This is a genomic window from Scandinavium goeteborgense (genome assembly GCF_003935895.2).
Lineage (GTDB): Bacteria > Pseudomonadota > Gammaproteobacteria > Enterobacterales > Enterobacteriaceae > Scandinavium > Scandinavium goeteborgense.
Genome location: NZ_CP054058.1, coordinates 2,586,432 through 2,613,270, shown reverse-complemented (window position 1 = coordinate 2,613,270; position 26,839 = coordinate 2,586,432). Strand labels below are relative to the sequence as shown.

Here is a 26,839-nt window from a genome sequence, read left to right as displayed (position 1 = left end):
CATCGAGACCGGTTTAGTTTTTTATGCCTGCGGAAATGGCCGCGGCTTTCCTTCGTTGTCCACCGCCACGTAGATAAACAGCGCTTCGGTTGCTTTATAACGCTGACCGATAGGCTCAGAAGAGACCTTCTTCACCCACACTTCAATGTTTACCGTAATCGACGTTGTGCCGCGTTTGGTGCAGCGTGCGTAGCAGCACACCACGTCACCGACCGCGACCGGACGCAGGAACGTCATGCCATCAACACGCACCGTGACCACGCGACCCTGGGCAATTTCTTTGGCCATTATCGCGCCGCCGAGATCCATCTGCGACATAATCCATCCGCCAAAGATATCGCCATTGGCGTTGGTGTCCGCGGGCATCGCCAGCGTACGCAGAACTAAATCGCCTACTGGCGCTTCACTGCTTGCGGTCATTTACTTGTCGTCCTGCGGCATGTGGCGGTAGATATACACGCCGCTCAGGAGCGTGAAAATCAGGGTAAGGGCGGTTAAGCCGAACACTTTAAAGTTTACCCAGATATTCTGCGGCATCCAGAAGGCGATATAAATGTTTGCCAGACCGCAGACGATGAAGAACAGCGCCCAGGCAATATTTAGACGCGACCAAACGAACTGCGGCAGGGTCAGCTCTTTACCCAGCATGCGCTGGATCAGCGGCTTTTTCATGATCCACTGGCTGAACAGCAGCGCACCGGCAAACAGACCGTAAATCACCGTGACCTTCCATTTGATAAATTCATCGTTATGGAAGAACAGCGTCAGACCGCCGAATACGGCGACCAGCACGAAAGTGATCAGCGCCATTTTTTCAACTTTGCGATAGCGCACCCAGCAGTAAATCAATACCACCGCGGTGGCGATGATCAGCGCCGTGGTTGCGGTGTAGATGTCATAAAGTTTGTAGAAAACAAAGAACACCACCAGCGGTAAAAAATCCAGAAACTGCTTCATACATCGGTTCCGTATTTCAGTAACGGCCCGGGTATTCCGGGCCTGGGAGAGATCAGTTACGAATAAGCATATACAGGCGGAATAAATAGATCAGCAATAAAGCGGAAATAAGGTTGCTGATGCAGTTCACCACCACCGCGCCTACGTTTGGCGTCAGCACGGCAAAGTGAGGTGCGAAGATAAGCAGAAGCGTTTTCGCCAGCAACCAGCCGATGACCGCCGGGGCCACCAGACGCATATTCGCCCACGCCAGACGCATACTGCTGCGCAGCGAGGTGAAAATGCCCAGCTTGTCCTGGACCAGCATAATCGGTGCAAAAGAGAACACGATAGCCAACAGCACGCCTGGAACCACAATCAGCATCACGCCCATCTGCACCAGGAACGTGGTGAGAAAGATGAGCAGCAGCAATTTCGGCAGCACCGGAGCACTGGCACCGATGGCACGCAGAGCGCTGACGCGCTGACCCGCAGAGATCATCTGGATAAGCAGCAATACGCCGCCCGCGAGAATGGCATTACCAATCAGGCCAGAGAACGTCGACGCCGCTGACGCGCGCAGCAGGATCTGCTGTTGTTCCGGCGTCATGTTTTGCACCAGGTCAAACAGCCCCACGCTACCCGCAAGGTTATCGCCGCTACTTAACAGGGCGAGTTGTTCGTCGCTCGGTGAAAACGCATGGCCAAGCACCACCGTGATAAACGCACACAACAACGCAATCAGCAGAACCGTAACGAACTGATTGCGAAAAAAATTACCCGTGTCACGGTAAACCGACTTAGCCGTGATAGACATGCACTCTCCTTGAGTCTGGCTGGTAGTTATAAGCCGGCAATTGTAACTCACCCGACGTCAAAGTGGCAGCATCAACACCTGTATGGAAAGGCATATCTTTGTAAAGGAGTAGTAAGCAAAAACGGGGCCTGGAAGCATTTCGACCACAATTTCACCGATAACCTCATCTTTACTCTGACCGGAAAGTGAGGCAAAGCATCTGCCCCGTCTTTTTTGTAACAGAGAAAAGTCAAAAATTGATTCAGAAGGGTTTTATTTGTAAGTGATCCGCCGCCAAAAATTAATCCAGATCAATGAATGTTAAATCTCAGGAATGAATGTGATCTGAGTTAGATCGTTTTTACTTATTTGTGGGTATATTCAGCGCGCTTATAAAAACCATAGGGAAGGAGTGGATATGAAAAAATTAGCAGTGGCCGCGCTGGTGTTAAGCAGTCTCTCTGGCGGCGCGTGGGCGCATGAAGCGGGCGAGTTCTTTATACGTGCAGGTTCAGCGACGATTCGTCCTACGGAAGGTTCGGATAACGTGCTGGGCCTCGGCAGTTTCACCGTCGATAACAATACCCAGCTCGGTTTAACCTTCACCTACATGGCGACGGATAACATCGGTATCGAGCTGCTGGCCGCTTCGCCGTTCCGCAGTAAAGTCGGTACCGGCCCGACAGGAACCATAGCAACGGTGAATCTGTTACCGCCTACGCTGATGGCGCAGTGGTATTTCTTCGATGCCAGCAGCAAAGTACGTCCGTACATCGGGGCAGGTATCAACTACACCACCTTCTTTAACACCGATTTCAACGATACCGGTAAAGATGCCGGTCTTTCAGACTTGAGTGCCACGGACTCCTGGGGCGCGGCAGGACAGGTGGGGGTGGATTACCTGATTAACCGCGACTGGCTGATTAACGCCTCGGTCTGGTATATGGACGTGGATACCGACGTGAAATTTAAGGCCGGGGGTGAGAATCAAACCATCCACACGCGCCTGGATCCGTGGGTATTTATGTTCTCGGCAGGTTATCGCTTCTGAGTGTAATAAGAGTGGCTGCCTGGCAGTCACTCTTTGCTGTAACCGTTTTCTACACATCTGAAATTTATAAATAAATTGCTTACAGTTGCCCCTGCCGCTTCGCTCGCATCTGCGCACATTCTGCCTACAATAGCGCGCTCAATTATTAGACGCAGATGTAAACGATGAAATTTAAATCCCTTTTTCTTATTTCGGCACTCGTTATTGCCGGTTGCAGTGCCAGCGGTGATACCGCCCGCGAACAGCGTGCCACTATTCAAAAAATGCGCACCGACACCTTAACCCAGCTGTATAACCTGCATCCGGAAGCGCGCAGCGACATTCAGCACTCTAACGGTTACGCGGTCTTCTCCAGCAACAGCAGCAAAATTTTCGTGGTGGGCTTCGGCGGCGGTTATGGCGTGGTGAAAGACCTGCATACCGGCAAAGACACCTATATGAAAGTCGCCCAGGGCGGCGCGGGCGTTGGCGTGGGTATCAAACAGCTGAGCACCGTGATTGTCTTCCACAACAGCAAATCCCTGAACAAATTTATCACCGATGGCTACGTTGTCGGCGCAGATGCGAACGCGGCCGCGAAGTATGACGACAAAGGTGCAGGAGCCGGGGCATCAGCCAGTGGTGTAGCAACCGACGCAGAGTCTTTGCCGTCTATGGTCAGCGTGTACGAAATCACCGAGAAAGGACTGGCGGCGCAGGCGATGATCAACGGCTACAAATACTGGCCGGATGACGAGCTGAACAAAAAGTAAAAAAAAGCCCGCGCAAGGCGGGCAAGTCATACTGGAAGCAATGTGAGCAATGTCGTACCGAATACCTGAGTGATTTACTCAACTACTCAGTATTGAGAAAGATAATGCTTCTCATTAAGAACTTCAACCCCTTCTTTTTTGGGGATGTTATTCGATGAGAAAGACGGTCCGGTTCTGGCTGTTATCCTGCGGCAGGCCTGAGCGCCGTCCGGGGAATAAACCAGACGGCGTAAAGATTATGCGCTGCGGGTTGCGGCCTTCATGTTTTGCACGAAGGTTTTCAGTTCTGCCAGCATCGTGGCCGGATTATCGAGGTTTTTCTCAATAATTTTCACAATCGCCGAGCCGGAAATTGCGCCCGCCGCACCGGCTCCGACGGAGGCCGTCACCTGGTCCGGGGACGAAATACCAAAGCCCTGCAACGGAGGCGCGGCGTGGTATTCGGTCAGTTTTTCAATCAGGTGATGCAACGGCAGCGCGGCGCGGTTTTCCGCTCCGGTCACGCCTGCACGGGACAGCAGATAAGTATATCCGCGACCGTAGGAGGCAATCTGGCGTAGCAAATCGTCATCGGCGTTTGGCGGGCAGATGAAGATCGGTGCCACGTTATGGCGCATCGCCGCCTGACGAAACTCCGCAGACTCTTCCACTGGCACATCCGCTACCAGCACGGAATCCACGCCCACGCGCGCGCATTCAGCGTAAAACGCATCAATGCCGCGGTTAAAGACCAAGTTGGCGTACATCAGCAGGCCAATGGGAATGGTCGGGTGTTTCTGGCGTATTGCGGCCAGCATTTCGAAGCACTGGGTCGGCGTCACACCGGACGCAAACGCGCGCAGCGTGGCATCCTGAATCGTCGGGCCATCGGCCAGCGGGTCGGAGAAGGGAATGCCCAGCTCCAGCGCGTCGGCACCGGCTTCAATCAGGGTGTCGATGATTTTCAGCGACTGTTCCGGGTTCGGATCGCCCAGCGTTACGAAGGGAACAAACGCGCCTTCCTTGCGTTTTTTCAGCTCAGCAAACAGGTTGTCATAGCGTTCCATCAGATTTCCCCTCGCGCTTTCAGAATGTCATGTACGGTGAAAATGTCTTTATCGCCGCGACCGGAGAGGTTAACCACCAGCAGCTGCTCTTTTTCAGGGTTCTCGCGCATCATTTTCAGTGCGTGAGCCAGGGCGTGGGAAGACTCCAGCGCCGGGATAATACCTTCGTGGCGGCTCAGCGCTTTAAATGCGTCCAGCGCTTCGTTATCGGTAATCGACACATATTCCGCGCGACCGATGCTGTTCAGGAACGCGTGCTGTGGCCCAACGGACGGGAAATCCAGCCCGGCAGAAATAGAATAAGACTCTTCAATCTGGCCTTCTTCGGTCTGCATCATCGGCGATTTCATGCCGAAGTAGATGCCTACACGACCGTGTTTTAACGGCGCGCCATGCTCACCGGTCTCAATCCCGTGTCCGCCCGGCTCAACGCCAATCAGGCCGACGGCGGTGTCGTCGATAAAATCAGCAAACATGCCGATGGCGTTAGAACCGCCGCCGACGCAGGCAATGACCGCGTCCGGCAGACGGCCTTCACGTTCATGAATCTGCACTTTGGTTTCTTCACCGATCATGCGCTGGAACTCACGCACGATAGTCGGGAACGGGTGCGGACCCGCGGCGGTGCCGAGCATGTAGTGCGCAGTTTCATAGCTGCCAGACCAGTCACGCAGCGCCTCGTTACAGGCATCTTTCAGCGTGGCTGAACCGCTGTGTACCGGGATCACTTCTGCGCCCATCAGACGCATACGGAAAACGTTTGGCGACTGGCGTTCAATGTCTTTGGCGCCCATGTAAATGCGGCATTTCAGGCCGAGCAGGGCACATGCCAGAGCGGAGGCCACGCCGTGTTGACCGGCACCGGTTTCCGCGATGATTTCGGTTTTGCCCATCCGTTTCGCCAACAGCGCCTGACCCAATACCTGGTTCGTTTTGTGCGCGCCGCCGTGCAGCAGGTCTTCACGCTTGAGATACAGCGTGGTTTTGGTGCCTTCGGTCAGGTTCTGACATTTGGTCAGCGCCGTCGGACGACCAGCATAGTTTTTCAGCAGGTCGGTGAACTGTGCCTGAAATTCCGGATCCTTCTGCGCGCTGACAAACGCTTCTTCCAGCTGACGCAGGGCAGGCATCAGGATCTGCGGCACGTACATGCCGCCAAATTCACCAAAGTACGGGTTCAGTAATGTATTCATGTCCATTTCCTTAATATGCGCGCAGCGTCTGAAAGACCGAGGCCAGTTTGCTGGCATCTTTAATGCCCGGTTCAGACTCTACGCCAGAATTGAAATCGAGCCCCGCGCAGCCGCTTTTCGCCGCTTCCACACAGTTATCGGGGCTAAGGCCGCCCGCCAGCAGGACGTTACTTACGTCCTGACCGTTAAGCAGCGACCAATCGAAACGTTGTCCAGTGCCACCCTGGCCGTTATCCAGCACGTATTTGTCGACGTGATTCAGGTTGCGGGCGGGCAGGGAATCTTTGACGCTCAGCGCTTTCCAGATTTGGACGTGGGCAGGCAGCGCGGTGCGAAGTTCGTCGATATAGGCCTGATCTTCATTACCGTGCAACTGCACCGCCGCCAGTGACAGGCTTTCGACTTTGGCTGCCACGTCGCGAGTAGCAGCATCTCGGAACACGCCAACGTAGCTCAGTGGCGCGCTGTTGATGACGTCACGCGCCTGGGTTTCATCCACGAAACGGGGTGAGGAAGGCACAAAAATCAGTCCGCCGAAGACGGCACCGGCTTCATACGCAGCCTGTGCATCCTGGGCGCGGGTTAAGCCGCAGACTTTGTTTTCACCCAGCAGCACGCGGCGCACGGCGGCATTCAAATCGTCGTGCGACATCATCGCCGAACCAATCAGGAAACCGTTGGCAAAGTGGCTCAGTTCGCGCACCTGGCCGTAGGTATTGATGCCGGATTCGCTAATCACCGTCACACCAGCGCCTAAACGCGGGGCCAGTTGGCGGGTGCGATTGAGATCGATAGAGAGGTCGCGCAGGTCGCGGTTATTGATGCCGACGACTTTGGCGTTAAGCGCGATGGCGCGCTCCAGCTCTTCTTCGTTACTGACTTCGGTCAGTACGCCCATGCTCAGGCTGTGCGCCACCGCGGAAAGCTGGCGGTACTCTTCATCGTCGAGCACGGACAGCATCAGCAGGCAGGCGTCGGCCTGATAATGACGGGCGAGGTAAATCTGGTACGGGTCGACGATGAAGTCTTTGCACAGGATCGGCTGCGGTGCGATTTGGCTGACAATCGGCAGAAAATCGAAGCTACCCTGGAAATACTTTTCATCGGTCAGGACGGAAATCGCCGACGCATAGTGTTTGTAAATCCCCGCGATACGTGCCGGGTCGAAGTCTTCGCGGATCACCCCTTTAGACGGGGACGCTTTTTTGCACTCCAGAATAAAGGCGGTGCGTGCGCCCTGCAGCGCGTCGTAGAAATGACGCATGCTCGGCTGGATCTCATTCTGAAAACTGGCTAATGGTTGCTGCACTTTACGGGCGTCGACCCAGATGCGTTTATCAGCAACGATTTTAGCTAAAACGGTCTGCATTTCTTATCCTCTAGCCGCTAATGCGGTCACGCGATCGTAGGCTGCACCACTGTGCAGGACGTCCAGCACCTGTTGCACGTTGGCTTTCAAATCTTCATGGCCGTGAAGGCGCATCAGCATGGCGACGTTGGCGGAGACAGCGGCCTCGTGGGCGGCTTCACCTTTACCTTGTAGCAAGCGTGAAAGAATGTCACGGTTTTCTTCCGGCGTGCCGCCTGCCAGCTGTTCCTGATGATATGGCGTCAGGCCAAAGTCATCGGCGGTCAGCTGATAGCTCTGAATTTCGCTGTCTTTCAGTTCGGCAACCACGGTCGGGGCATGCAATGAAACCTCATCCATCCCGCCGCTATGAACCACCGCTGCGCGCTGATAACCCAGCACGCGCAGGGTTTCGGCAATCGGCAGCACCAGTTCCGGGCTATATACGCCAATCAGCGCAATCGGTGGGTGCGCCGGGTTGATCAGCGGCCCGAGCACATTAAACAGGGTGCGGGTTTTTAACTGCTGACGTACCGGCATCGCGTGGCGGAAACCGGTGTGGTATTTCGGTGCGAACAGGAAACAGACGCCCAGCTCATCCAGCGCTTCGCGAGATTTTTCGGCGTTCATCTCCAGGTTGATACCGAAGGCGGCCAGTAAATCGGACGAACCGGATTTGCTCGATACGCTGCGGTTGCCGTGCTTCGCCACTTTCAGGCCACACGCTGCGGCCACAAAGGCGCTGGCGGTGGAAATGTTGATGCTGTTGCTGCCGTCGCCGCCGGTGCCGACGATATCGGCAAACGGATAATCCGGACGCGGGAACGGGGCGGCATTTTCCAGCAGGGCGGTAGCAGCCCCGGCGATTTCCTGCGGCTGCTCACCGCGAACTTTCATGCTCACCAGCGCGGCGGCCAGCTGTTCTGGTTTCACTTCTCCGCGTACGACCGCAGAAAACAGCTGGTGGCTTTCCGGCTGGGTCAGGGTTTGCGCCTGATACAGTTTTTCCAGAATCGGCTGCAGGGTGTTCGCCGGTTCGAGTTTCTGCAACGCCCATTCCAGGGTCTGCTCCAGCAGGCGTGCGCCGTGGCTGGTCAGAATCGATTCGGGGTGGAACTGGAAACCCACCACGCGGTCGGCGTCGTGACGCACTGCCATCACCATGCCGTTATAGCTGGCATTGATGGTCAGCCCGGCGGGTATATTGCTCCCGACCAGGGAGTGATAGCGCGCCACCGGCAGCGGATTCGTCAGCCCGGCGAACATCCCCTGGCCGTCATGTTCAATGCTGGAGGCTTTACCGTGAAGGATTTCGCCCGCCTGGCCGACGTAACCGCCGTAGGCTTCGACAATCGCCTGATGCCCCAGACAGATGCCGATAATCGGCAGCTTGCCGCGCAGTCGGGTCAGCAGTTCCGGCATACAGCCGGCTTCCGACGGTGCGCCCGGGCCGGGGGACAGCATCAGAACAGGGTTATCCATGGTCGCCAGGCGTTCAATCAGGGTCTGAGCCGGAACGTGGTTACGGTAAATCACCACGTTATGGCCGCTCGCCCGCAGCTGGTCTGCGAGGTTGTAGGTAAAGGAGTCGATATTGTCGAGCAGCAGAATGTCAGCCATTAGAAAATCTCCTTCGCGTGGTGGGCCTGGGCAATGGCGCGCAATACCGCGCGAGCTTTATTACGGGTTTCATCGGCTTCGGACTGCGGGACGGAATCAAGCACCACGCCAGCGCCCGCCTGGACGGTAGCAATGCCGTTTTCAACATAGGCAGAGCGGATAACAATGCAAGTATCAAGGTCACCATGGGCGGTAAAGTAACCCACCGCGCCGCCGTAGCTACCGCGGCGTTCGCCTTCAGCGGCCGCGATAAGCTGCATGGCGCGAACTTTCGGTGCGCCGCTCAGTGTGCCCATGTTCATGCAGGCGCGGTAGGCGTGCAGCACGTCCAGATCCTGACGCAGCTCGCCCACCACACGGGACACCAGGTGCATGACGAAGGAGTAGCGATCCACTTTAGTGAGATCCGCCACGTAGCGGCTGCCCGGCGTACAGATGCGCGCCAGGTCGTTACGCGCTAAATCCACCAGCATCAGATGTTCGGACAGCTCTTTGTGGTCGGTACGCATTTCCAGTTCGATGCGGCTGTCGAGGTCACGATCGAGTGAACCGTCGGCGCGGCGACCGCGTGGGCGGGTCCCGGCAATCGGGTAGATTTCAATCTGACGGTTGCTGGCATCGTATTTCAGCGAGCTTTCCGGCGAGGCGCCGAACAGGCTGAAATCGTTATCCTGCATGAAGAACATATACGGGCTTGGGTTACTCTTCTTCAGCACGTCATACGCGGCCAGCGGCGATGGGCAAGGCAGTGAGAAGCGACGAGACGGTACGACCTGGAAAATCTCCCCGGCACGAATGGCGCGCTGCATTTTACGTACCACGGCGCCGTACTCGTCATCGCTCTGGTTAACGTCGGTTTTCATCTGCTCAATTTTGGTCACCGGCAGCGGAAGCGGGGGCTCGTTAAGCTGCTGGCGAAGCTGGGCCACGCGTTGAATCAGACGCTGCTTCTCGCTGTCGAGCGGGGTGAACAGGCTCGCCTGAATGCGGGTGGTTTTGGTCTGATGGTCGATAACCAGCAGCGTTTCCGCTAAATAGAAGCAGTAATCAGGGCAGGCGGTGTCGCTATTGAGCTGCGGCAAATCTTCGAAACCCGCGACCAGGTCGTAGGCAAACAGGCCACCGAAGAACATCGCTTCGCGTTCATCAACCGGGACGGTAACCAGCGTTTGCAGCAGGCGGAAGGCATCGAACACCGACAGAGAACAGAGGCGCGCGTCTTCATCGAGCAGGTTGCTCACCGCCGGGAAATGCAGGATGCGGCCATTCGGCTGACGCTGATTGTCGATGCCGGAAGGCAGGGCGCTGTCGAGTAAATCCAGTAGTGCAGCACCGTTGTCAGAAAGCGCCTGAATGGTGACAGTGTCACCTAACGCAGTAATGCGCAGCGCGCTGTCGACGAGCAGCAAGCTTTTTAAATCGTCTTTGCTGTCGATATCCGCCGATTCGAGCAGCAGGGTCGCCGGACGGGCGCCGCACAGTTGGTGGAACAGCGCCGTCGGGTTTTCCCGGTAAATAGCGTCACTGGTCAGAAGTTCGAGCGCGGGTTTTTGTGTTTGCATTATCGTTCTCACCATCTCGGATATGTTTTTATTCAAAAAAAAGCCCGCACATTGGCGGGCCTGGTATCTGTTCGTCTTATGCAGACGCGTAGCTACAGCCCGATATCAGGTTGTACGCCACCCGCCATGCAGAGTGAAAGAAAAATGTGTCATCGCAGATACCTCGTTGTGTGAACTTGCGTACTAGTTAACTAGTCCGGAGGGGCAAAGTCAACCCCTGATTTCAGAAATTCATTCAGTAAGGCTATGATGGGCGCCGTCAAACCCAAACCTGATAGTGATAACTGAACACCGGAGTGATTTTGAGCGACCATCCCTACGCCGTAATTTACGACCTGCACAGCCACACCACCGCCTCTGATGGCCGTTTGACGCCTGAGGAACTGGTGCATCGTGCGCTGGAAATGCGCGTGGGCACGTTGGCGATTACCGATCACGACACCGTGGCGGCCATTCCCGCCGCCCGGGCTGAGATCGCCCGCGCCGAACTGCCGCTCGAATTGATTACCGGGGTGGAAATTTCCACCGTCTGGGAAAATCACGATATCCACATCGTCGGCCTCAACATTGATATTGAACACCCGGAGATGACCGCCTTTCTGGCGGCGCAAACCGAGCGTCGCCAGCAGCGCGCTAAACTTATCGCTGAACGTTTGGAAAAAGCGCAGATTCCGGGCGCGTGGGAAGGGGCGTTAGCCCTGGCGGATGGCGGGGCGGTGACGCGAGGCCACTTCGCTCGTTTTCTGGTGGAATCCGGCAGAGCGAGCAACTTTAACGACGTCTTTAAAAAATATCTGGCCCGCGGTAAAACCGGATACGTTCCGCCGCAGTGGTGTACAATAGATCAAGCTATTGATGTGATTCATCATTCTGGCGGCAAGGCGGTAATCGCTCATCCAGGACGTTATAATCTTTCAGCTAAGTGGCTGAAAAGACTGCTGGCTCATTTCAGTGAATGTGGCGGCGACGCCATGGAAGTCGCCCAGTGTCAGCAGGCTCCCCACGAGCGTGCGCAGCTTGCCACCTATGCGCGTCAGTACGGTTTACTGGCGTCGCAGGGCTCTGATTTTCATCAGCCCTGTCCGTGGATAGAACTCGGACGCAAGCTGTGGCTCCCCGCCGGGGTAGAAGGCGTGTGGCAAAGTTGGGAAACACAGCCCCAAAAGATCAACGAGAGGGAAGTATGAGTCAGTTTTTTTATGTCCATCCGGACAACCCGCAGCAACGTCTGATTAATCAGGCCGTTGAAATTGTGCGTAAGGGCGGCGTTATCGTTTATCCCACTGATTCCGGGTATGCGTTGGGCTGCAAAATTGAAGACAAGGGCGCGATGGAGCGGATCTGCCGGATTCGTCATTTGCCCGACGGTCACAACTTCACCCTGGTGTGCCGCGATCTGTCTGAGATCTCGACGTACGCCTACGTGGATAACGTGGCGTTTCGCCTGATTAAGAACAACACGCCGGGCAACTACACCTTCATCCTGAAAGGGACGAAAGAGGTGCCGCGCCGCCTGTTGCAGGAAAAGCGTAAGACCATTGGGATGCGTGTGCCGTCGAACCCGATTGCACAGATGCTGCTGGAAGCGCTAGGCGAACCTATGCTTTCCACGTCACTGATGCTGCCGGGCAATGATTTTACCGAATCCGATCCGGAAGAGATCAAAGATCATCTGGAGAAGCAGGTCGACTTGATTATTCACGGCGGTTATCTCGGCCAGCAGCCGACCACGGTTATCGATCTGACGGACGATTCGCCGGTGGTTCTGCGTGAAGGCGTGGGCGACATAAAACCGTTCAGTTAAGCTTGAAGAAGCGGCATTCACTGCCGCTTTTTCTTGAACCCTTACGGATGCAGTTTTAGCCCTTTAATGACTTTATCCACCGCCTTTTTTGGCCCGCGAATCGCCAGACCCACCAGATTCAGCCGCGCGGCATCTTCAGCAAGAAACACTTCCCGGTTCGCTTGGTCATGGCCCGTTGAAAACATCGCTTCCACGTAGGGTGTCAGGGTCAGTTCGCGTTCAATACCTTTCAGATGCACCTTTTGTAACGCTTCCAGGTCGGCTTCAAAAATCAGCATCGGTTCGCCCGCGAGCTGACCGTACTGGCGGCCAAGACCGTCCACGTAAGGCTGGCCGAGGATTTCAGGGGCCGCAGCGGTAATGCCGGTGGCCAGAAATGCCACGACGTTCAGGCGCTGCCAGACGGCTAAATCATTGCGGACGATAAGCGCATTTTTGGTGTCAAAAATCACAGGTTTTCTTCCTTCATTCTTGTTGTGAATAAACAGAATGGAAGTTTGGCGGGGGCTAAGATAGAACGTTTGTGCACTGGCGCTGGTAAGCGGCGGGCGAAAGGCGATAGGCACGCTGGAACCAGCGGCCCATATGGCTTTGGTCGGCAAAACCGACCAGCGACGCGACCTGCGCCAGGTCTTCGCCTTTGGCGAGCAGCATCCGTGCCGTGCGTAAACGCAGGCGAACCAGCCACGCATGGGGGCTTAAGCCGAAAGTGTTTTTAAATTGACGGCTCAGCCGGAAGCGGTCAATTCCGGCCCAGGCGGCCAGCTCATCAAGGCCAATATCGCTGCCCATCCTGTCATGAAGATAATCCCGCACCTGGTACATCTGACGCTGGGCATCATTCTGTGCCGACGCCGGGCGTTGACGGATATGCGTTGAAAGGTGTTCCAGCAGGTGGTCCAGGCTTTGATCGCGTGCCAGACGGCCTTCCTGGTGGTGCAGGGCAAAGAAGCTCTGCTGAATAGCCTGCGTCAGCGCGATATCGTCGGTCAGCGTGTTGCGAAAAGCCGAACCGAGGGCGGAAATATCCCCCAGTCCACGGGCGTCCATCATCCCGGAAAACCAACGCTGCGGAATGTAGAGCATCGCATAGGTAAACCCTCCGGCATCCGGCGCGTGTCCGTCATGCACGGCGCCAGGTTCAATCAACATCGCTCGGCCCGGCGTGCTGGTGTGCAGCGCCCGGTGACAATGAAAGCGCTGCAGCCCTTGCTGCGTCACGCCGAGCAGCACTTCGTCGTGGTCATGCGGGTCGTAGGCATGGCCTTTAAAGTGCGCGCTGACGCTTTCAATGCCGGTATCGGCATCCCGCTGAAGGGTCAGGCAGCTGTCAGGGTGGATCCGCTCGTCGGTGTCTTTCATTAACCTTCTCCGGGAAAACGAGAGGTAATCATTATTGACATGAATGGGTGCCAGGTAAAGTGCAGCGAGGAAAGCCGGGCGTCGGGTGTAACGAGATGAATCATTTAGCCTAAAATTCATGTAAGATATGCGGTCACGCAGCGCCGTGCGGGTTGAGAACGATTCACCCGGGGCGAAAAATGAGTTCTGTTGATGCGTTCAGTTTTATCTAACGTGTTGATTTTGCATATATACCAGACGCCTGGGAAGGCGACACCTAAAGGATGCTCGATGAGCGAGAAATTACAGAAAGTGCTGGCCCGTGCCGGCCACGGCTCCCGCCGTGAAATCGAAACCATGATTCAGGCCGGTCGTGTCAGCGTTGATGGCAAAGTTGCCACGCTGGGCGATCGCGTTGAAGTTATTCCCGGTCTTAAAATTCGTATCGACGGACATCTGATTTCCGTTAAAGAATCCGTGGAACAGATTTGCCGTGTGCTGGCGTACTACAAGCCAGAAGGCGAGCTGTGTACCCGTAGCGACCCGGAAGGGCGTCCGACGGTGTTTGACCGTCTGCCAAAACTGCGCGGCGCGCGCTGGATTGCCGTAGGGCGTCTGGACGTCAACACCTGCGGCCTGATGCTGTTCACCACCGACGGTGAACTGGCGAATCGCCTGATGCACCCGAGCCGCGAAGTTGAGCGTGAATACGCCGTGCGTGTGTTCGGTGAAGTTGACGAGAATAAATTGCGTCAGCTTTCACGTGGCGTGCAGCTTGAAGACGGCCCGGCAGCATTCAAAACCATCAAGTTTACCGGTGGCGAAGGGATCAACCAGTGGTACAACGTGACCCTGACTGAAGGGCGTAACCGCGAAGTACGTCGCCTGTGGGAAGCAGTAGGCGTGCAGGTTAGCCGTCTTATCCGCGTGCGTTACGGTGATATTCCGTTGCCAAAAGGCCTGCCGCGCGGGGGTTACACCGAGCTGGATCTGGCCCAGACCAACTACCTGCGTGAGCTGGTAGAGCTGAAGCCGGAAACCGAATCCAAAGTGGCGGTCGAAAAAGATCGTCGCCGCGTGAAGGCCAACCAGATCCGCCGCGCTGTGAAACGTCACACGCAGGTGGGCGGTAAGCCAGCGAAGACCAGCGGGAATGGTCGTCGCTCCAGCAGCCGAAACAACGGTAGCGGTTCATAAGAAAAAAGGCCCCGAGGGGCCTTTTTTAATAGTCGATACCGAGTTGCGCTTTAATGCCTGCATCGAAGGCATGCTTCACCGGGCGCAGCTCGCTCACTGTATCCGCCATCTCCAGAATATCCCGATGACAGCCGCGACCCGTGACGATAACCGTCTGGTGATGTGGACGGTTGCGCAGCGCGGTCAGCACCTCTTCCAGCGGCAGATAATCATAAGCCACCATATACGTAAGCTCATCGAGGATAACCATATCCAGGCTGGCATCGGCCATCATGCGCTTCGCATGCGCCCAGACCATTAAACAGGCGGCGGTATCACCCGCTTTATCCTGCGTGTTCCAGGTAAAACCGGTCGCCATCACCTGAAACTCCACACCGTGAGGCTCGAGCAAGTTACGCTCGCCGTTCGGCCATTCGCCCTTGATGAACTGAATCACGCCGACTTTCTTGCCATGACCCACCGCGCGCGTAGCCGTGCCAAATGCCGCCGTGGTTTTGCCTTTACCGTTACCGGTAAGCACCAGCAGGATGCCGCGCTCTTCCTGGGCGTCGGCGACGCGAGCGTCGACTTTCTCTTTCAGGCGCTGTTGTCGTTCGCGATGACGGTCGTCACTCATTGTGAAATCCCTGGTTTGCGGCCCGGCTGGGCATCGAAAGTCATCCCGGTTTTTCGACGGCTATCGTCACCCATCAGCCACAGATACAGCGGCATAATGTCGGCAGGGGTTTTAAGCTTCTGCGGATCTTCCGTTGGGAAGGCGCTGGCCCGCATCCCGGTGCGGGTGCCGCCCGGGTTAATGCAGTTGACACGCAGCTGGCCCTGATACTCTTCGGCCAGCACCTGCATCATGCCTTCGGTGGCGAATTTGGAAACCGCATACGCGCCCCAGTTGGCCCGGCCCTGTTGCCCGACGCTGGACGAGGTGAAGACCAGCGAACCGGAATCAGATTTGAGTAATAAAGGAAGAAGCGCCTGGGTGAGGAAAAAGGTGCCGTTGACGTTTACCTGCATCACATCCTGCCAGACTTCCGGCTTTTGCTGGTCCATCGGTACGACGTCACCTAACAGACCTGCGTTATGCAGGACGCCATCGAGGCGCGGCGTGTGAATGCTGATTTTCTGCGCCAACTGCTGGCAGGCTTCTGGCGTACAGGTGAGTAAATCCAGCGTAAACCACTGTGGCGCAATGCCGCCTTGCTGCTGAATCTGCTGGGCAACGGCCCGCAGCTTTTCTTCATTACGGCCCAAGAGAACCACACTCGCACCGTAGCGGGCGTAGGTCAGAGCGGCTTCGCGACCGATACCGTCGCTGGCGCCGGTAACCAGAATGATGCGATTTTGTAGCAATTCGAGTTGCGGTTGATAATGCACGGGCTCTCTCCTGTGGCGCTTCGTCGCACCACGTTACTGTTCTGCTTCTGTTTGTTCGCTTTTCGGCTTTATGCCCTAAACGGCGGGGTATTTCAATCAGCCAGACGGAAAGCCTGTTCAGAATTAACATTTTGCAATCATTTCATTGGTCACGAACAAAACGGGAAGCATGCTCGCATCGTACAATTCAGGCGGGAGACGCACCGTATGGGCTGTTGTACACTGTGCGCGATATCCGAGTGATTCTTTTCAAGGTGGAAGCGTGGAACTACTTTCTCAATATGGGTTGTTTTTGGCGAAAATCGCCACGATTGTGGTCGCGATTGCGGTAGTTGCTACGCTAATCGTGAATCTTACCCAACGTAAAAGGCAGCGCGGAGAGCTGCGGATCACCAATCTCAGTGAACAATATAAAGAGATGCAGGAAGACATGAGCGTGGCGTTGCTTGACGCCCCGCAGCAAAAACTCTGGCACAAAGCGCAGAAGAAAAAGCACAAGCTTGAAGCCAAAACGGCGAAGGCTAACGCGAAGAAGGGCGTGAAAGAAACCAGCGATAAGCCCAAAGTTTGGGTGCTGGATTTCAAAGGCAGCATGGACGCCCATGAAGTGACCGCGTTGCGCGAAGAAGTGACGGCAGTGCTGGCGGTGATCAAACCGCAGGACCAGGTGGTTGTGCGTCTGGAGAGCCCTGGCGGCGTGGTGCACGGCTATGGACTTGCCGCGTCACAGCTTCAGCGTCTTCGCGATAAGCAGGTCCCACTGACCATTGCGGTCGATAAAGTGGCGGCCAGCGGCGGCTACATGATGGCCTGCGTCGGCAACAAAATTGTCTCCGCACCGTTCGCCATTATCGGCTCCATCGGTGTGGTTGCGCAGATCCCGAACTTTAACCGTTTCCTGAAAAATAAAGATATCGACATCGAATTGCATACAGCGGGCCAATATAAACGCACGCTGACGCTGCTCGGTGAAAATACCGAAGAAGGGCGACAGAAGTTCCGCGAAGATCTCAACGAAACCCATCTGCTGTTTAAAGATTTTGTGCATCAGATGCGTCCGCAGCTGGACATTGACCAGGTGGCGACCGGCGAACACTGGTACGGTCAACAGGCTCAGGATAAAGGGCTGGTGGATGAAATTGGCACCAGTGACGACCTGCTGCTCGGATTAATGGACGGGCATGAAGTGCTAAACGTGCGTTATCTGCAACGCAAGAAACTGATGGACCGTTTTACCGGCAGTGCGGCGGAAAGCGCAGATCATTTGTTGATGCGCTGGTGGCAGCGCGGGCAGAAACCGATGATGTAAATGAAATGCGAGGCCTGAGCCTCGCATTTTTTTAATCAACCAGGTGGTATTTTTCTGACAGCTGGTGGGCCAGATATTTGAACATATTGAACACCGCGGTGCTCTTTGGCGTCGGCAGGCCTTGTTCATCAAGATAGTACTCACCGCTGAACACCAGCACGCCGTTGCGCTGCGTTACGCCGGTGGCTTCGATACCTTTCATCGTATCGTCATGTTCACGGATCAGGCGGTTAGCTTCTACCAGCAGGGACTGGCTATCGATAGGTTGGGATGTTTCTTGCATCACGGACTCCTCTAAAACACTGCCAACAGTTTACGCCCGGCGCGCCATGCGGGCAAATTTTCCCTGTTAAACACAAGGACATCGCGAGGTCTCGTCGGCTGGCGGGATTTGCTTTTGCATGCTAATAAAGTTGCGTAACGGATTTTATCAGGTACAGTGTGACGCTTTCGCATTCTGGCAACAGAATTGCTTGACATTCGACCGAAAATTCTTCGTGCTATACCACCTGGCAGGAAAAGGCCAGCAAACTCAATCCTCTGACTCAGGCTTCTGGGGCCGGACCAGAGAAGGGGTTGATATCCATTGACGCCGCCACAAGATTTAGGCACGTCGCCAGTGGAAGGTGAATTCAAGTGCGATATATGCACCACCTCCTTTTGGAAAGTGCGTATTCCTGGAAGAATCAAATTAGGTAAAGGTGAATATGGGTAAAGCTCTCGTTATCGTTGAGTCCCCGGCAAAAGCCAAAACGATCAATAAGTACCTGGGTAATGACTACGTGGTGAAATCCAGCGTGGGTCATATCCGTGATCTGCCGACCAGTGGCTCAGCAAGCAAAAAGAGCGCCGACTCTACCGCCGCCAAACCGGCCAAAAAGCCGAAAAAGGATGAACGCGGTGCGCTTGTAAACCGCATGGGCGTTGATCCGTGGCACGACTGGGCTGCCCAGTATGAAGTGCTGCCAGGTAAAGAAAAGGTTGTCGCTGAACTCAAACAGTTAGCTGAAAAAGCTGACCATATCTATCTCGCAACTGACCTTGACCGCGAAGGGGAGGCCATTGCATGGCACCTGCGGGAAGTGATCGGGGGTGATGACTCACGCTATAGCCGCGTGGTGTTTAACGAGATAACCAAGAATGCGATTCGTCAGGCGTTTGACACGCCGGGTGAACTGAATATCGATCGTGTAAACGCTCAGCAGGCGCGTCGTTTCGTCGACCGCGTGGTGGGTTACATGGTCTCTCCGCTGCTGTGGAAAAAGATTGCCCGTGGCCTGTCAGCAGGACGTGTACAGTCTGTTGCGGTACGTCTGGTCGTCGAGCGTGAACGCGAAATTAAAGCGTTCGTCCCGGAAGAGTACTGGGAAATTGACGCCAACACCGCGACGCCATCAGGCGACGCGCTGCCGCTGGAAGTCAGCCATCATCACGATAAGCCGTTCCGTCCGGTAACCCGTGACGAAACCATGGCCGCCGTTAGCCAGCTTGAAAAAGCGCGCTACAGCGTACTCGATCGTGAAGATAAGCCGACCAGCAGCAAGCCGGGCGCGCCGTTCATCACCTCCACGCTTCAGCAGGCGGCAAGTACCCGTCTCGGCTACGGCGTGAAGAAAACCATGATGATGGCTCAGCGTCTGTATGAAGCAGGTCACATCACTTATATGCGTACCGACTCCACTAACCTGAGTCAGGACGCGGTAAGCATGGTTCGCGACTACATTGGCGAAAACTTCGGTAAGAAATATCTGCCGGAAAACGCCAATCAGTACGCCAGCAAAGAGAATTCACAGGAAGCGCACGAAGCCATTCGTCCTTCTGATGTCGCGGTTGTGGCCGAGTCTCTGAAAGACATGGAAGCTGACGCGCAGAAACTGTATCAACTGATCTGGCGCCAGTTTGTGGCGTGCCAGATGACGCCAGCACAGTACGATTCCACCACGCTGACCGTAGGCGCCGGTGATTTCAAACTGAAAGCACGGGGTCGTACGCTGCGCTTCGACGGCTGGACGAAAGTCATGCCTGCGCTGCGTAAAGGCGACGAAGACCGTACGCTGCCGCCAGTGAAAAAAGGCGAAGAGCTGACTCTGGTTGAGCTGCTTCCTGCTCAGCACTTTACCAAGCCGCCAGCGCGATTCAGCGAAGCGTCTTTGGTTAAAGAACTGGAAAAACGTGGCATCGGCCGTCCGTCTACCTATGCGTCGATCATTTCGACCATTCAGGATCGTGGCTATGTTCGCGTTGAAAGCCGTCGTTTCTACGCCGAGAAAATGGGCGAGATCGTCACCGATCGTCTGGAAGATAACTTCCGCGAGCTGATGAACTACGACTTCACCGCGCAGATGGAAAGCAGCCTCGACCAGGTCGCAAACCATCAAGCCGAGTGGAAGCAGGTTCTGAACGACTTCTTCGGCGACTTTACTCGTCAGCTCGAAACGGCGGAGAAAGATCCGGAAGAAGGCGGTATGCAGCCTAACCCGATGATCATGACCAGCATCGACTGCCCAACCTGTGGCCGTAAGATGGGTATCCGTACCGCGAGCACCGGCGTGTTCCTGGGCTGTTCCGGCTATGCGTTACCGCCGAAAGAGCGTTGCAAAACCACCATTAACCTGGTGCCGGAAAACGAAGTCCTGAACGTGCTGGAAGGCGACGACGCGGAAACCAACGCGCTGCGTGCTAAACGCCGTTGTGTCAAATGCGGCACGGCGATGGACAGCTACCTTATCGATCCGAAACGTAAGCTGCACGTCTGTGGTAACAACCCGACCTGCGACGGTTACGAAATCGAAGAAGGCGAGTTCCGCATCAAGGGCTATGACGGCCCAATCGTTGAGTGTGAAAAATGTGGTTCTGAAATGCACCTGAAAATGGGACGTTTTGGTAAGTACATGGCCTGTACCAACGACGATTGCAAGAATACCCGTAAGATCCTGCGTAACGGTGAAGTTGCGCCGCCGAAGGAAGATCCGACTCCGCTGCCAGAACTGCAGTGTGAGAAATCAGATGCGTACTTCGTGCTGCGTGATGGCGCTGCGGGCGTGTTCCTGGCGGCGAATACCTTCCCTAAATCGCGTGAAACACGTGCGCCGTTAGTGGAAGAACTGTACCGCTTCCGTGACCGTCTGCCGGAAAAACTGCGCTATCTGGCAGATGCTCCGCAGGAAGACGGCCAGGGTAACAAGACCATGGTGCGTTTCAGCCGCAAAACGAAGCAGCAGTATGTGTCTTCTGAAAAAGACGGCAAAGCGACCGGTTGGTCCGCCTTCTTTATCGACGGCAAGTGGCAGGAAGTCGCGAAGAAGTAACGCGTTTCTGAATCACTGAATACACCGTTAAGGGCCGCTCTGCGGCCCTTTCTTTTGGTAAAAATAGCCACGTTATTATTTTTTCTTCACATCTATACACATCCGGTATAAATGATATAGTGGTTATAGTTAACCACTTTTTTATTATTAAATCGTATTAGGCAACCGCGCCATACGCATATCGGATACCGGTCATGAAACTACAGCAACTCCGTTATATCGTTGAGGTTGTGAACCATAACCTCAATGTTTCCTCGACCGCTGAAGGGTTGTATACCTCTCAGCCTGGCATCAGTAAACAGGTCCGCATGCTCGAGGATGAGCTGGGTATCCAGATATTTGCCCGAAGTGGAAAACACCTGACGCAGGTGACGCCGGCGGGGCAGGAAATTATCCGTATCGCGCGCGAAGTCTTGTCTAAAGTCGATGCGATAAAGTCGGTTGCCGGGGAACACACCTGGCCCGATAAAGGCTCGCTTTACGTGGCAACCACCCACACGCAGGCGCGTTATGCGCTGCCGGGCGTTATCAAAGGCTTTATTGAGCGTTACCCGCGCGTGTCGTTGCACATGCACCAGGGGTCGCCGACGCAAATCGCCGAGGCGGTCTCTAAAGGCAATGCTGATTTCGCCATCGCCACCGAAGCGCTGCATCTGTATGACGACCTGGTGATGCTGCCTTGCTACCACTGGAACCGTTCTATTGTGGTGACGCCGGATCATCCGCTGGCAGGGAAAGGGTCGGTGACCATCGAAGAACTGGCGCAGTACCCGCTGGTCACCTACACCTTTGGTTTCACCGGGCGCTCAGAGCTGGACACCGCGTTCAATCGCGCAGGGCTGACGCCGCGTATCGTATTCACTGCAACTGATGCTGACGTTATCAAAACCTATGTGCGCCTGGGTCTGGGCGTGGGCGTGATTGCGAGCATGGCCGTTGACCCGGTTTCCGATCCTGATCTTATCAAGCTCGAAGCTGGCGATATCTTCAGCCACAGCACCACCAAGATTGGTTTCCGCCGCAGCACCTTCCTGCGCAGCTACATGTATGATTTTATTCAGCGCTTTGCACCGCACCTGACCCGCGACGTGGTCGATACCGCAGTGGCGCTGCGCTCGAATGAAGATATCGAAGAGATGTTTAAAGATATTAAATTACCTGAGAAATAATTCCGCAGGGTATTAATGATATCCCTGGCGACGGGGATATCGTGAAATGGATCACTTAACGTAAATTAAAATCTCCCTCATTTGCATTTATCCCTTTTCTGGTTTCCATTCCCCATTCCTCTATACCCATTAATGTGCTGTTAAAACTCGACAAAAGTAGAAACTATTTTGCTGCTACGCAAATTTTTATCGTCAATTATTTATTTGCCGTCAAAGATTGAAGATCCAATGGACAACCATTCGTAAAATCGCTGGATTTTTAGCGCTTTTTTAATTAGGATTTATCTCAATGATGATTACTGGTACCGATTGTTCGGTGCAACAATGATAAGTGACGCCGATTGTATGAGGTTAGCAATGCCATCAGGACGTGAAGAACCGCAGAGGGATGCTGAGCTGAAGCGAAAAGCCTGGCGGGCGGTATTCCTGGGCTCTGCGCTGTTTTGGGTGGTTGTTGCACTGCTCATCTGGAAATATTGGGGTTAAAAATGGTTGTTTCTGGTCAGACTCTGCCCGTGAAGGCCACATGTCAGTCAAATGACAAACCGCAAGACCGCAAAAAGGGGCCGGTAACCGTTCCTGCCTCCTGGAAACTGACGGCCCAGCAGAAGGGTTTTATTGATTCCTTCGCTGATGTCGACGATAAAAAAAGCTAATCATTCAAATTAATATTTCGGTGAGTTTGCAGTACGTTCGTTTTTGTACTCGTTAATAAATACACCACAGCAATAAGACCACTGCCTGAATAGGCGGTCAGAATGAATAACTATGGGTGTTAATATAATGGATACGAACCGTAACCTGAAATACTGGTCATGGATTGGAGTGTTTACTTTTTCAGTCCTTTTCTGGTGCCAGCTGGTCTGGATGCTCATCAAATAATCCTCTGATAAACCCGGCGCTTACGCCGGGTTTTCTTTTTTCTGCCTGTCATGTTTCCCTGCCATTTATCAATTTGGGTTGTTATCAAAGCGTTACGTTTTGGTTGTGTTATCTTTATAGACAGACCCTGAGGAGTATCAGGGTTTCGCAATCCCTGTCATTTTCTCCATTTCAACACTCTAAACCCGCGTCATTACTGAGTCTGTGATTTCTATTAACCGTATTTCCTAACATCATTCCTAACATGATTTCTCTTATTGTCCTCCAACTACTGGCACTACTTTCGTCTTCCTGTCATATCTCGCAGTTTGTGATATCAGCTTGTGACCAGAAATTGTTTGCTTCTCCTGCAGAGTGCCTTCGAGATCTGAAATCCCCTTAGCCTTGAGGTCGTGGAATGTGAAATCGAATGAGATATGCGTGAATTTTTCAGCCGCAACTTCACGTGCGGCGTTCCAATGATTATTAAACGCGGCTCTCTGATACCTGGATCCATTTCGCTGGCGGAGCACATAGAGGCTACTCATTCCCGGTTTAGTAGGAAGACCACCCGCCATAGCGATGGCCGTCGAAAGACGATCCGACCATGCTTTTATCTGCTTCTTGCCTGTCTTACCCTGGCGAATAAAAATCCCGTCATCCAATAGCTGTGATTTTTGCAGGCCGAGAACGTCGGCCTGTCGGGCGCAGCATAGATATGCAATCTCCATTGCTACCTGAACCAGGAGAGGGGATACACTGTACAGCGCTGCGTATTCTTCATCAGTAATGTATCGCTCTCGCGCATCCTCTGAAAATCTTCTCACGCCAGAGGTGGGGTTTCCTTTCACCATTCCGCGTTCATAGCCCCATGTGTAAACTCTGCTCAGAAAGCTTTTTTCTCTGTTTGCCTGAACAGGTGCAGCCGTACCCCTAACATCTAAATACTTACGTATATGTTCCGGTTTAATCAGGTCGGGGTGCATTTTCCCGAAGACTGGGATCAGCTTTCGAGAATATTTTTTATAGTCCCCCTGAGTTTCACTGCTCAGGCGGGAAAAGTCAGCGCTGGCAAAAAAATCCGCAATCAAGCCTGCCACACTTTTTCTGTCCGCTGTGTCTAAAAGCTCACTCTCGTAGCGAGCCCAGACAAGCGAGATCGGGGAGTCTAGGGCGCAAAGGGATATAGACCCACCGGTTGCTGGGTGAAACTCAAATTTACTTTTACCCCGATACACTCGAGGTGGGAGGATGTTATCTGTTGGGTTTTTTCGTTTTCCTGCCATTTAGCACCGCGTCAAAGTTTGGGGTGTCATTTTCTGGCTCCCGGTTTTCTGCCAGCCGTAAGGCTAGCGGATTATTGACGTGGAACCAGGTCGTTCTTGGAGAGCCATTGCGGTCTGGGCGAAACCATATTCCAGCATGTGCTAACCATTCACACTGTTTACCTTTACGCGTATACCCCGTGAGCTCGCGCATGGCGTCAGTGGTTAGAATTTCACTATTCAAAACCATCATCCTTTCAGATGGCCGGACAACTATACTTAGTAGCCCGGCAAGATATTGATGACCAGTAATCAGCAATCCCAAAGCCGTCAGAGCACTGTATTAACGACTTCCGCGTATTCCTGCCTATTCATCACATTTGCGTATTTTGGATGTAGCAACCCCTGCCAGCTAAGACATGTCTTCAATTAGATGCTATTTAGTTAATTAAGGGCTGTCCGTTACCATTAAGAAGGACTTCAACTGTTTCGGAACAAATTAATGCGCGCTCTATAAGGCTTGAGATGTATAGCCCGCGCGTCACATTAGCGGAGGCACGATATGTACGACCGTTATGTTTCACTAAGGTGCCCGGTAAAATTTCTCCACGTGGTTTTAAATCTGTTCCGTAATGCTGACCTTTCATAACAATGCTCCGGTTATTTGCTGGTGGCTGATTAAAAAGGGCGGTACCAGAGGCATCAGATAAGGCTTTTTAAACCTGGTACCGCCAAGACTACACACAGCAATGGCACAACATGGGAGCGCACTCCGCCATCTAACAAACCATTCCCCAACAGTGAAAGAGGGGCGGAATGCGCTTTCGTGTTGTGCGAAACACCTTGGCCGGTGCTGGTGGGATATGCACTGTTCATGCACAGGGCTTCGTCGCGCATTGCGTTCCACATGCGTGCCGCTTGAAGCCATTTCGCATCCTCATTACAGCCCCAATAAGCGATAAACGCTCGGTCATTCAGCACTGCACCACGTTCGTCCCACTCCGCGTTCATATCCAACGCTTTAGCGTGAGCCATTCTGAGGGCCTGTGCTGCAATAGTTGGGCTATGCAGGTGCCAGCCAGCAGAAATCAGGGGAGTACTAAGCGCCATCAGCGCTTCGTTTAACTCTGCGTCCATTCCAATCGCTTCGGCGTGGGCCGCTTCAATCAGTAGGCACCGAGCTGCATGGTCATTGGCGGCAAAGAAATCAATCTGTGCTTTGTGTTCTGCAGTCAGTGTGCCGGAGAGAATCGCGTCTATATCCGCAGCATGCTGCTCGACAGTGGTTGTGGCCATGTAATTTGACGGCTCAACGTAATCGTCCAGCTGCGCCGCGCAGCGTTCCAGGTCTGCAATCAGCTGAGCCTTGCGGGTGTAGCCGGTTGTCGGGAAGTCGAAAACACCCATAAACCCGGCTTGTTTAACGCACTCATTCCAGTTGTTGATGATTGCTGCAATGGTTCGTTTTGCCGTGTTCGCCGCCTCACAGCGAGCCGTTTGCGCCAGGTCTATTGCGTTTTGCTTAGTAGTCATTTCGGTATTCCTCATCGTGGCCTTATCGCGGCTAACGGAACGCTTTTTACTGAGTAATCACCGCTGGGTGATTGCTTGATGTGCTTAGATTAGTTTTCTCAAGATTGTCGGTCAATGATTTTTATTGAGAAAACTCAATTTAAATGGCGTGCAGGAACGCAACATATTGAATATGAAGTAATTAAAAATTATTTAGAGTTGTTATGGCTGGTTGTTACGCTTCCTGGCAGCTAAAAGCTCAGTGAAAAGACGATTAAAATTCTCAACTCTAGCCTTCAATTCGCCTATCTGATTCCTTTGTTCCGATTCAGGAAGGGCTCGATAGAGGCGCAAAACTTCCTTTTCATCCTCAGTGAGCTGTTGTTCAGCGTCTAAAACTCGAGGTTCACCAGGCGAGTTATCCTCGTCACCAAAGAGAACCCACGTAGGCGAACACTGAAGCGCCGCAGCGAGCTTATGCAGGTTAGCACCGCGGGGGGCAGTGTTGTCACTCTCCCACAGTGAAATAGTAGAGTCGGACACGCCTGCAGCTTTGCTTAGCCCGTTCTGGCTTAAGCCGATCTGCTTGCGTCGCTCTTTGATTCTTTGGCCTAGCGTCATCTCTTTCATATTTAGAAATCTTAATATTTCTTGACCTGAGTTTCCTTGCGGCACTACCATTGAGAAAACTCAGGAAAGGAGAGGTCAATGTTCAAGTCTGCAGTTATCATTTTTTTTGGGACAAGAGTACGTGTGGCTCAAGCCGCAGGGGTCGACCCATCAGCGGTTAGCCAGTGGAAAGAATTAGTCCCGGAGAGGTGCGCGCAACGTTTATCTGAGGCATCGGGTGGCGCACTGCATTACGACAAGGAAGTTTACGACCAGTACCGCCGGGACCGCCGTAGTGGCAAGAAGATTAAAACAGCATTGGTGGGAGCGTCTGACTAATGGATATCAAACTTCTTGCCGTTGAGCTGGAGTCCTGGGCAGAAGGGCGCTGGAAAGCGGTTGTTCCGATGATAACAAAACATCACTACGGTGACTTGCTCGAGGTGCTGGAAGGCATTTCTGACGCAGATGACTACACCCGCCGACTGCACAACAACACGCAGCGCATCCAGCGTGCATTCCGCAAGGAAACTGCGAACTACTTGAAGCAAGCGCGTGAACTTGCACCAGCAGTCATGGCCGCTATCGAAGCCGAGATGCAGCAGCTGCACGACGTACACAGCCAGATTGCCAATGCCAACCGTGAGTGTACCGAGGCAACCAATGCTGTGCTGATGAGAAAGTCTAAAGCCGTTATTCATCGTGAGGGCATCGAAGCAATATCCGCTCTGGCTGAGTTGATTGGCATAAACATTGACCTTTCGCATGCTCAACAGCGCGCGGGATAGT

30 protein-coding genes and 1 other annotated feature are annotated in these 26,839 nt (G+C 54.0%); of the genes, 12 read left to right on the top strand and 18 right to left on the bottom strand.

What is annotated here, in order from left to right; translation table 11 throughout:
* Positions 1-21: 21 nt before the first annotated feature.
* The 3 genes from yciA to A8O29_RS13460 are packed head-to-tail and all read right to left on the bottom strand — an operon-like array spanning position 22 to position 1,753.
* Complete coding sequence (gene yciA / locus A8O29_RS13470) at positions 22-420, bottom strand: acyl-CoA thioester hydrolase YciA (RefSeq protein ID WP_110507912.1); 399 nt, start codon at positions 418-420, stop codon at positions 22-24.
* A complete protein-coding gene (locus A8O29_RS13465; RefSeq protein WP_125354792.1) occupies positions 421-957 on the bottom strand; it encodes a septation protein A in 537 nt (178 codons plus the stop codon).
* 52 nt (positions 958-1,009) lie between these two features.
* A complete protein-coding gene (locus A8O29_RS13460) occupies positions 1,010-1,753 on the bottom strand; it encodes a YciC family protein (protein ID WP_125354791.1) in 744 nt (247 codons plus the stop codon).
* Positions 1,754-2,150: 397 nt separating this feature from the next.
* On the opposite strand from A8O29_RS13460, the gene ompW reads away from it, so the two are divergent.
* Both ompW and A8O29_RS13450 read left to right on the top strand, forming a co-directional pair.
* Positions 2,151-2,783, top strand: a complete 633-nt coding sequence (ompW, locus tag A8O29_RS13455) for an outer membrane protein OmpW (protein WP_110508739.1) — start codon at positions 2,151-2,153, stop codon at positions 2,781-2,783.
* 164 nt (positions 2,784-2,947) lie between these two features.
* A complete protein-coding gene (locus A8O29_RS13450; protein ID WP_125354790.1) occupies positions 2,948-3,535 on the top strand; it encodes a YSC84-related protein in 588 nt (195 codons plus the stop codon).
* A 236-nt stretch (positions 3,536-3,771) separates the two neighbouring features.
* Here the strand turns inward: A8O29_RS13450 and trpA are convergent, their stop codons facing one another.
* The 5 genes from trpA to A8O29_RS13425 are packed head-to-tail and all read right to left on the bottom strand — an operon-like array spanning position 3,772 to position 10,304.
* Positions 3,772-4,581, bottom strand: a complete 810-nt coding sequence (gene trpA / locus A8O29_RS13445; RefSeq protein WP_125354789.1) for a tryptophan synthase subunit alpha — start codon at positions 4,579-4,581, stop codon at positions 3,772-3,774.
* A complete protein-coding gene (gene trpB / locus A8O29_RS13440) occupies positions 4,581-5,774 on the bottom strand; it encodes a tryptophan synthase subunit beta (RefSeq protein WP_125354788.1) in 1,194 nt (397 codons plus the stop codon). The genes trpA and trpB overlap by 1 nt, the downstream gene beginning before the upstream one ends.
* Positions 5,775-5,784: 10 nt before the next feature.
* A complete protein-coding gene (trpCF, locus tag A8O29_RS13435; RefSeq protein WP_125354787.1) occupies positions 5,785-7,143 on the bottom strand; it encodes a bifunctional indole-3-glycerol-phosphate synthase TrpC/phosphoribosylanthranilate isomerase TrpF in 1,359 nt (452 codons plus the stop codon).
* Between the two features lie 3 nt (positions 7,144-7,146).
* Positions 7,147-8,742 carry a bifunctional anthranilate synthase glutamate amidotransferase component TrpG/anthranilate phosphoribosyltransferase TrpD gene (gene trpD, locus A8O29_RS13430; protein ID WP_125354786.1) on the bottom strand — a complete coding sequence of 532 codons (1,596 nt, stop codon included), beginning with the start codon at positions 8,740-8,742 and terminating at the stop codon, positions 7,147-7,149.
* On the bottom strand, positions 8,742-10,304 hold the full coding sequence (locus A8O29_RS13425; RefSeq protein WP_125354785.1) for an anthranilate synthase component 1: 1,563 nt from the start codon (positions 10,302-10,304) through the stop codon (positions 8,742-8,744). Before A8O29_RS13425 ends, trpD begins: the two co-directional genes overlap by 1 nt.
* 34 nt (positions 10,305-10,338) lie before the next feature.
* Positions 10,339-10,433, bottom strand: a sequence feature (Trp leader region).
* Between the two features lie 173 nt (positions 10,434-10,606).
* Here A8O29_RS13425 and rnm point away from each other — a divergent pair.
* Positions 10,607-11,491, top strand: coding sequence for an RNase RNM (gene rnm / locus A8O29_RS13420; RefSeq protein WP_110507921.1), 885 nt, complete (start codon positions 10,607-10,609; stop codon positions 11,489-11,491).
* Entirely contained in the window at positions 11,488-12,108 is a 621-nt protein-coding gene (locus A8O29_RS13415; RefSeq protein WP_125354784.1) for an L-threonylcarbamoyladenylate synthase, read from the top strand. The genes rnm and A8O29_RS13415 overlap by 4 nt, the downstream gene beginning before the upstream one ends.
* A 41-nt stretch (positions 12,109-12,149) precedes the next feature.
* On the opposite strand, the gene A8O29_RS13410 is transcribed toward A8O29_RS13415, so the two are convergent.
* Entirely contained in the window at positions 12,150-12,557 is a 408-nt protein-coding gene (locus A8O29_RS13410; protein WP_125354874.1) for a DUF2000 family protein, read from the bottom strand.
* 58 nt (positions 12,558-12,615) lie between these two features.
* Positions 12,616-13,470, bottom strand: coding sequence for an AraC family transcriptional regulator (locus A8O29_RS13405; RefSeq protein WP_125354783.1), 855 nt, complete (start codon positions 13,468-13,470; stop codon positions 12,616-12,618).
* Positions 13,471-13,740: 270 nt separating this feature from the next.
* Here A8O29_RS13405 and rluB point away from each other — a divergent pair, with 270 nt between their 5' ends.
* Positions 13,741-14,646: a 23S rRNA pseudouridine(2605) synthase RluB gene (rluB, locus tag A8O29_RS13400; protein WP_110507924.1), complete on the top strand. Its 906-nt coding sequence runs from the start codon at positions 13,741-13,743 to the stop codon at positions 14,644-14,646.
* A 25-nt stretch (positions 14,647-14,671) separates the two neighbouring features.
* Here rluB and cobO read toward each other — a convergent pair whose 3' ends face one another.
* Positions 14,672-15,262 (bottom strand): cob(I)yrinic acid a,c-diamide adenosyltransferase, encoded by a 591-nt coding sequence (gene cobO, locus A8O29_RS13395; RefSeq protein ID WP_125354782.1) that lies wholly within the window; start codon positions 15,260-15,262, stop codon positions 14,672-14,674.
* Positions 15,259-16,017: a YciK family oxidoreductase gene (locus A8O29_RS13390; protein ID WP_125354781.1), complete on the bottom strand. Its 759-nt coding sequence runs from the start codon at positions 16,015-16,017 to the stop codon at positions 15,259-15,261. Before A8O29_RS13390 ends, cobO begins: the two co-directional genes overlap by 4 nt.
* A 262-nt stretch (positions 16,018-16,279) precedes the next feature.
* Here A8O29_RS13390 and sohB point away from each other — a divergent pair, with 262 nt between their 5' ends.
* Complete coding sequence (sohB, locus tag A8O29_RS13385; protein ID WP_125354780.1) at positions 16,280-17,326, top strand: protease SohB; 1,047 nt, start codon at positions 16,280-16,282, stop codon at positions 17,324-17,326.
* Positions 17,327-17,357: 31 nt separating this feature from the next.
* On the opposite strand, the gene A8O29_RS13380 is transcribed toward sohB, so the two are convergent.
* The gene (locus A8O29_RS13380; RefSeq protein WP_125354779.1) at positions 17,358-17,609 is read right to left on the bottom strand and encodes a YciN family protein; all 252 of its coding nucleotides are present in this window, start codon (positions 17,607-17,609) and stop codon (positions 17,358-17,360) included.
* Between the two features lie 424 nt (positions 17,610-18,033).
* Here A8O29_RS13380 and topA point away from each other — a divergent pair, with 424 nt between their 5' ends.
* The 4 genes from topA (at position 18,034) to ymiC (ending at position 22,685) form a co-directional block, all read left to right on the top strand.
* On the top strand, positions 18,034-20,634 hold the full coding sequence (topA, locus tag A8O29_RS13375) for a type I DNA topoisomerase (RefSeq protein WP_110507929.1): 2,601 nt from the start codon (positions 18,034-18,036) through the stop codon (positions 20,632-20,634).
* A 194-nt stretch (positions 20,635-20,828) separates the two neighbouring features.
* Complete coding sequence (cysB, locus tag A8O29_RS13370; RefSeq protein WP_097161090.1) at positions 20,829-21,803, top strand: HTH-type transcriptional regulator CysB; 975 nt, start codon at positions 20,829-20,831, stop codon at positions 21,801-21,803.
* Between the two features lie 345 nt (positions 21,804-22,148).
* A complete protein-coding gene (locus A8O29_RS13365) occupies positions 22,149-22,289 on the top strand; it encodes a YmiA family putative membrane protein (protein ID WP_217448704.1) in 141 nt (46 codons plus the stop codon).
* A 297-nt stretch (positions 22,290-22,586) separates the two neighbouring features.
* Complete coding sequence (gene ymiC, locus A8O29_RS22785; RefSeq protein WP_246316614.1) at positions 22,587-22,685, top strand: small membrane protein YmiC; 99 nt, start codon at positions 22,587-22,589, stop codon at positions 22,683-22,685.
* A 254-nt stretch (positions 22,686-22,939) separates the two neighbouring features.
* Here the strand turns inward: ymiC and A8O29_RS13360 are convergent, their stop codons facing one another.
* The 5 genes from A8O29_RS13360 to A8O29_RS13340 form a co-directional block, all read right to left on the bottom strand.
* The gene (locus tag A8O29_RS13360; RefSeq protein ID WP_125354778.1) at positions 22,940-23,950 is read right to left on the bottom strand and encodes a tyrosine-type recombinase/integrase; all 1,011 of its coding nucleotides are present in this window, start codon (positions 23,948-23,950) and stop codon (positions 22,940-22,942) included.
* Complete coding sequence (locus A8O29_RS13355; protein ID WP_246316677.1) at positions 23,919-24,143, bottom strand: DUF4224 domain-containing protein; 225 nt, start codon at positions 24,141-24,143, stop codon at positions 23,919-23,921. The genes A8O29_RS13360 and A8O29_RS13355 overlap by 32 nt, the downstream gene beginning before the upstream one ends.
* A gap of 226 nt (positions 24,144-24,369) precedes the next feature.
* Positions 24,370-24,576 carry a cell division protein FtsZ gene (locus A8O29_RS13350; protein ID WP_125354777.1) on the bottom strand — a complete coding sequence of 69 codons (207 nt, stop codon included), beginning with the start codon at positions 24,574-24,576 and terminating at the stop codon, positions 24,370-24,372.
* Between the two features lie 55 nt (positions 24,577-24,631).
* Entirely contained in the window at positions 24,632-25,462 is an 831-nt protein-coding gene (locus tag A8O29_RS13345; protein ID WP_125354776.1) for a hypothetical protein, read from the bottom strand.
* Positions 25,463-25,663: 201 nt separating this feature from the next.
* Positions 25,664-26,071 (bottom strand): helix-turn-helix domain-containing protein, encoded by a 408-nt coding sequence (locus A8O29_RS13340; protein WP_174081344.1) that lies wholly within the window; start codon positions 26,069-26,071, stop codon positions 25,664-25,666.
* Positions 26,072-26,149: 78 nt separating this feature from the next.
* Between A8O29_RS13340 and A8O29_RS13335 the strand changes: the two genes are divergently transcribed.
* The gene (locus A8O29_RS13335) at positions 26,150-26,389 is read left to right on the top strand and encodes a Cro/CI family transcriptional regulator (protein WP_125354775.1); all 240 of its coding nucleotides are present in this window, start codon (positions 26,150-26,152) and stop codon (positions 26,387-26,389) included.
* Positions 26,389-26,838, top strand: coding sequence for a toxin YdaT family protein (locus A8O29_RS13330; protein ID WP_125354774.1), 450 nt, complete (start codon positions 26,389-26,391; stop codon positions 26,836-26,838). Before A8O29_RS13335 ends, A8O29_RS13330 begins: the two co-directional genes overlap by 1 nt.
* Position 26,839: the final 1 nt, after the last annotated feature.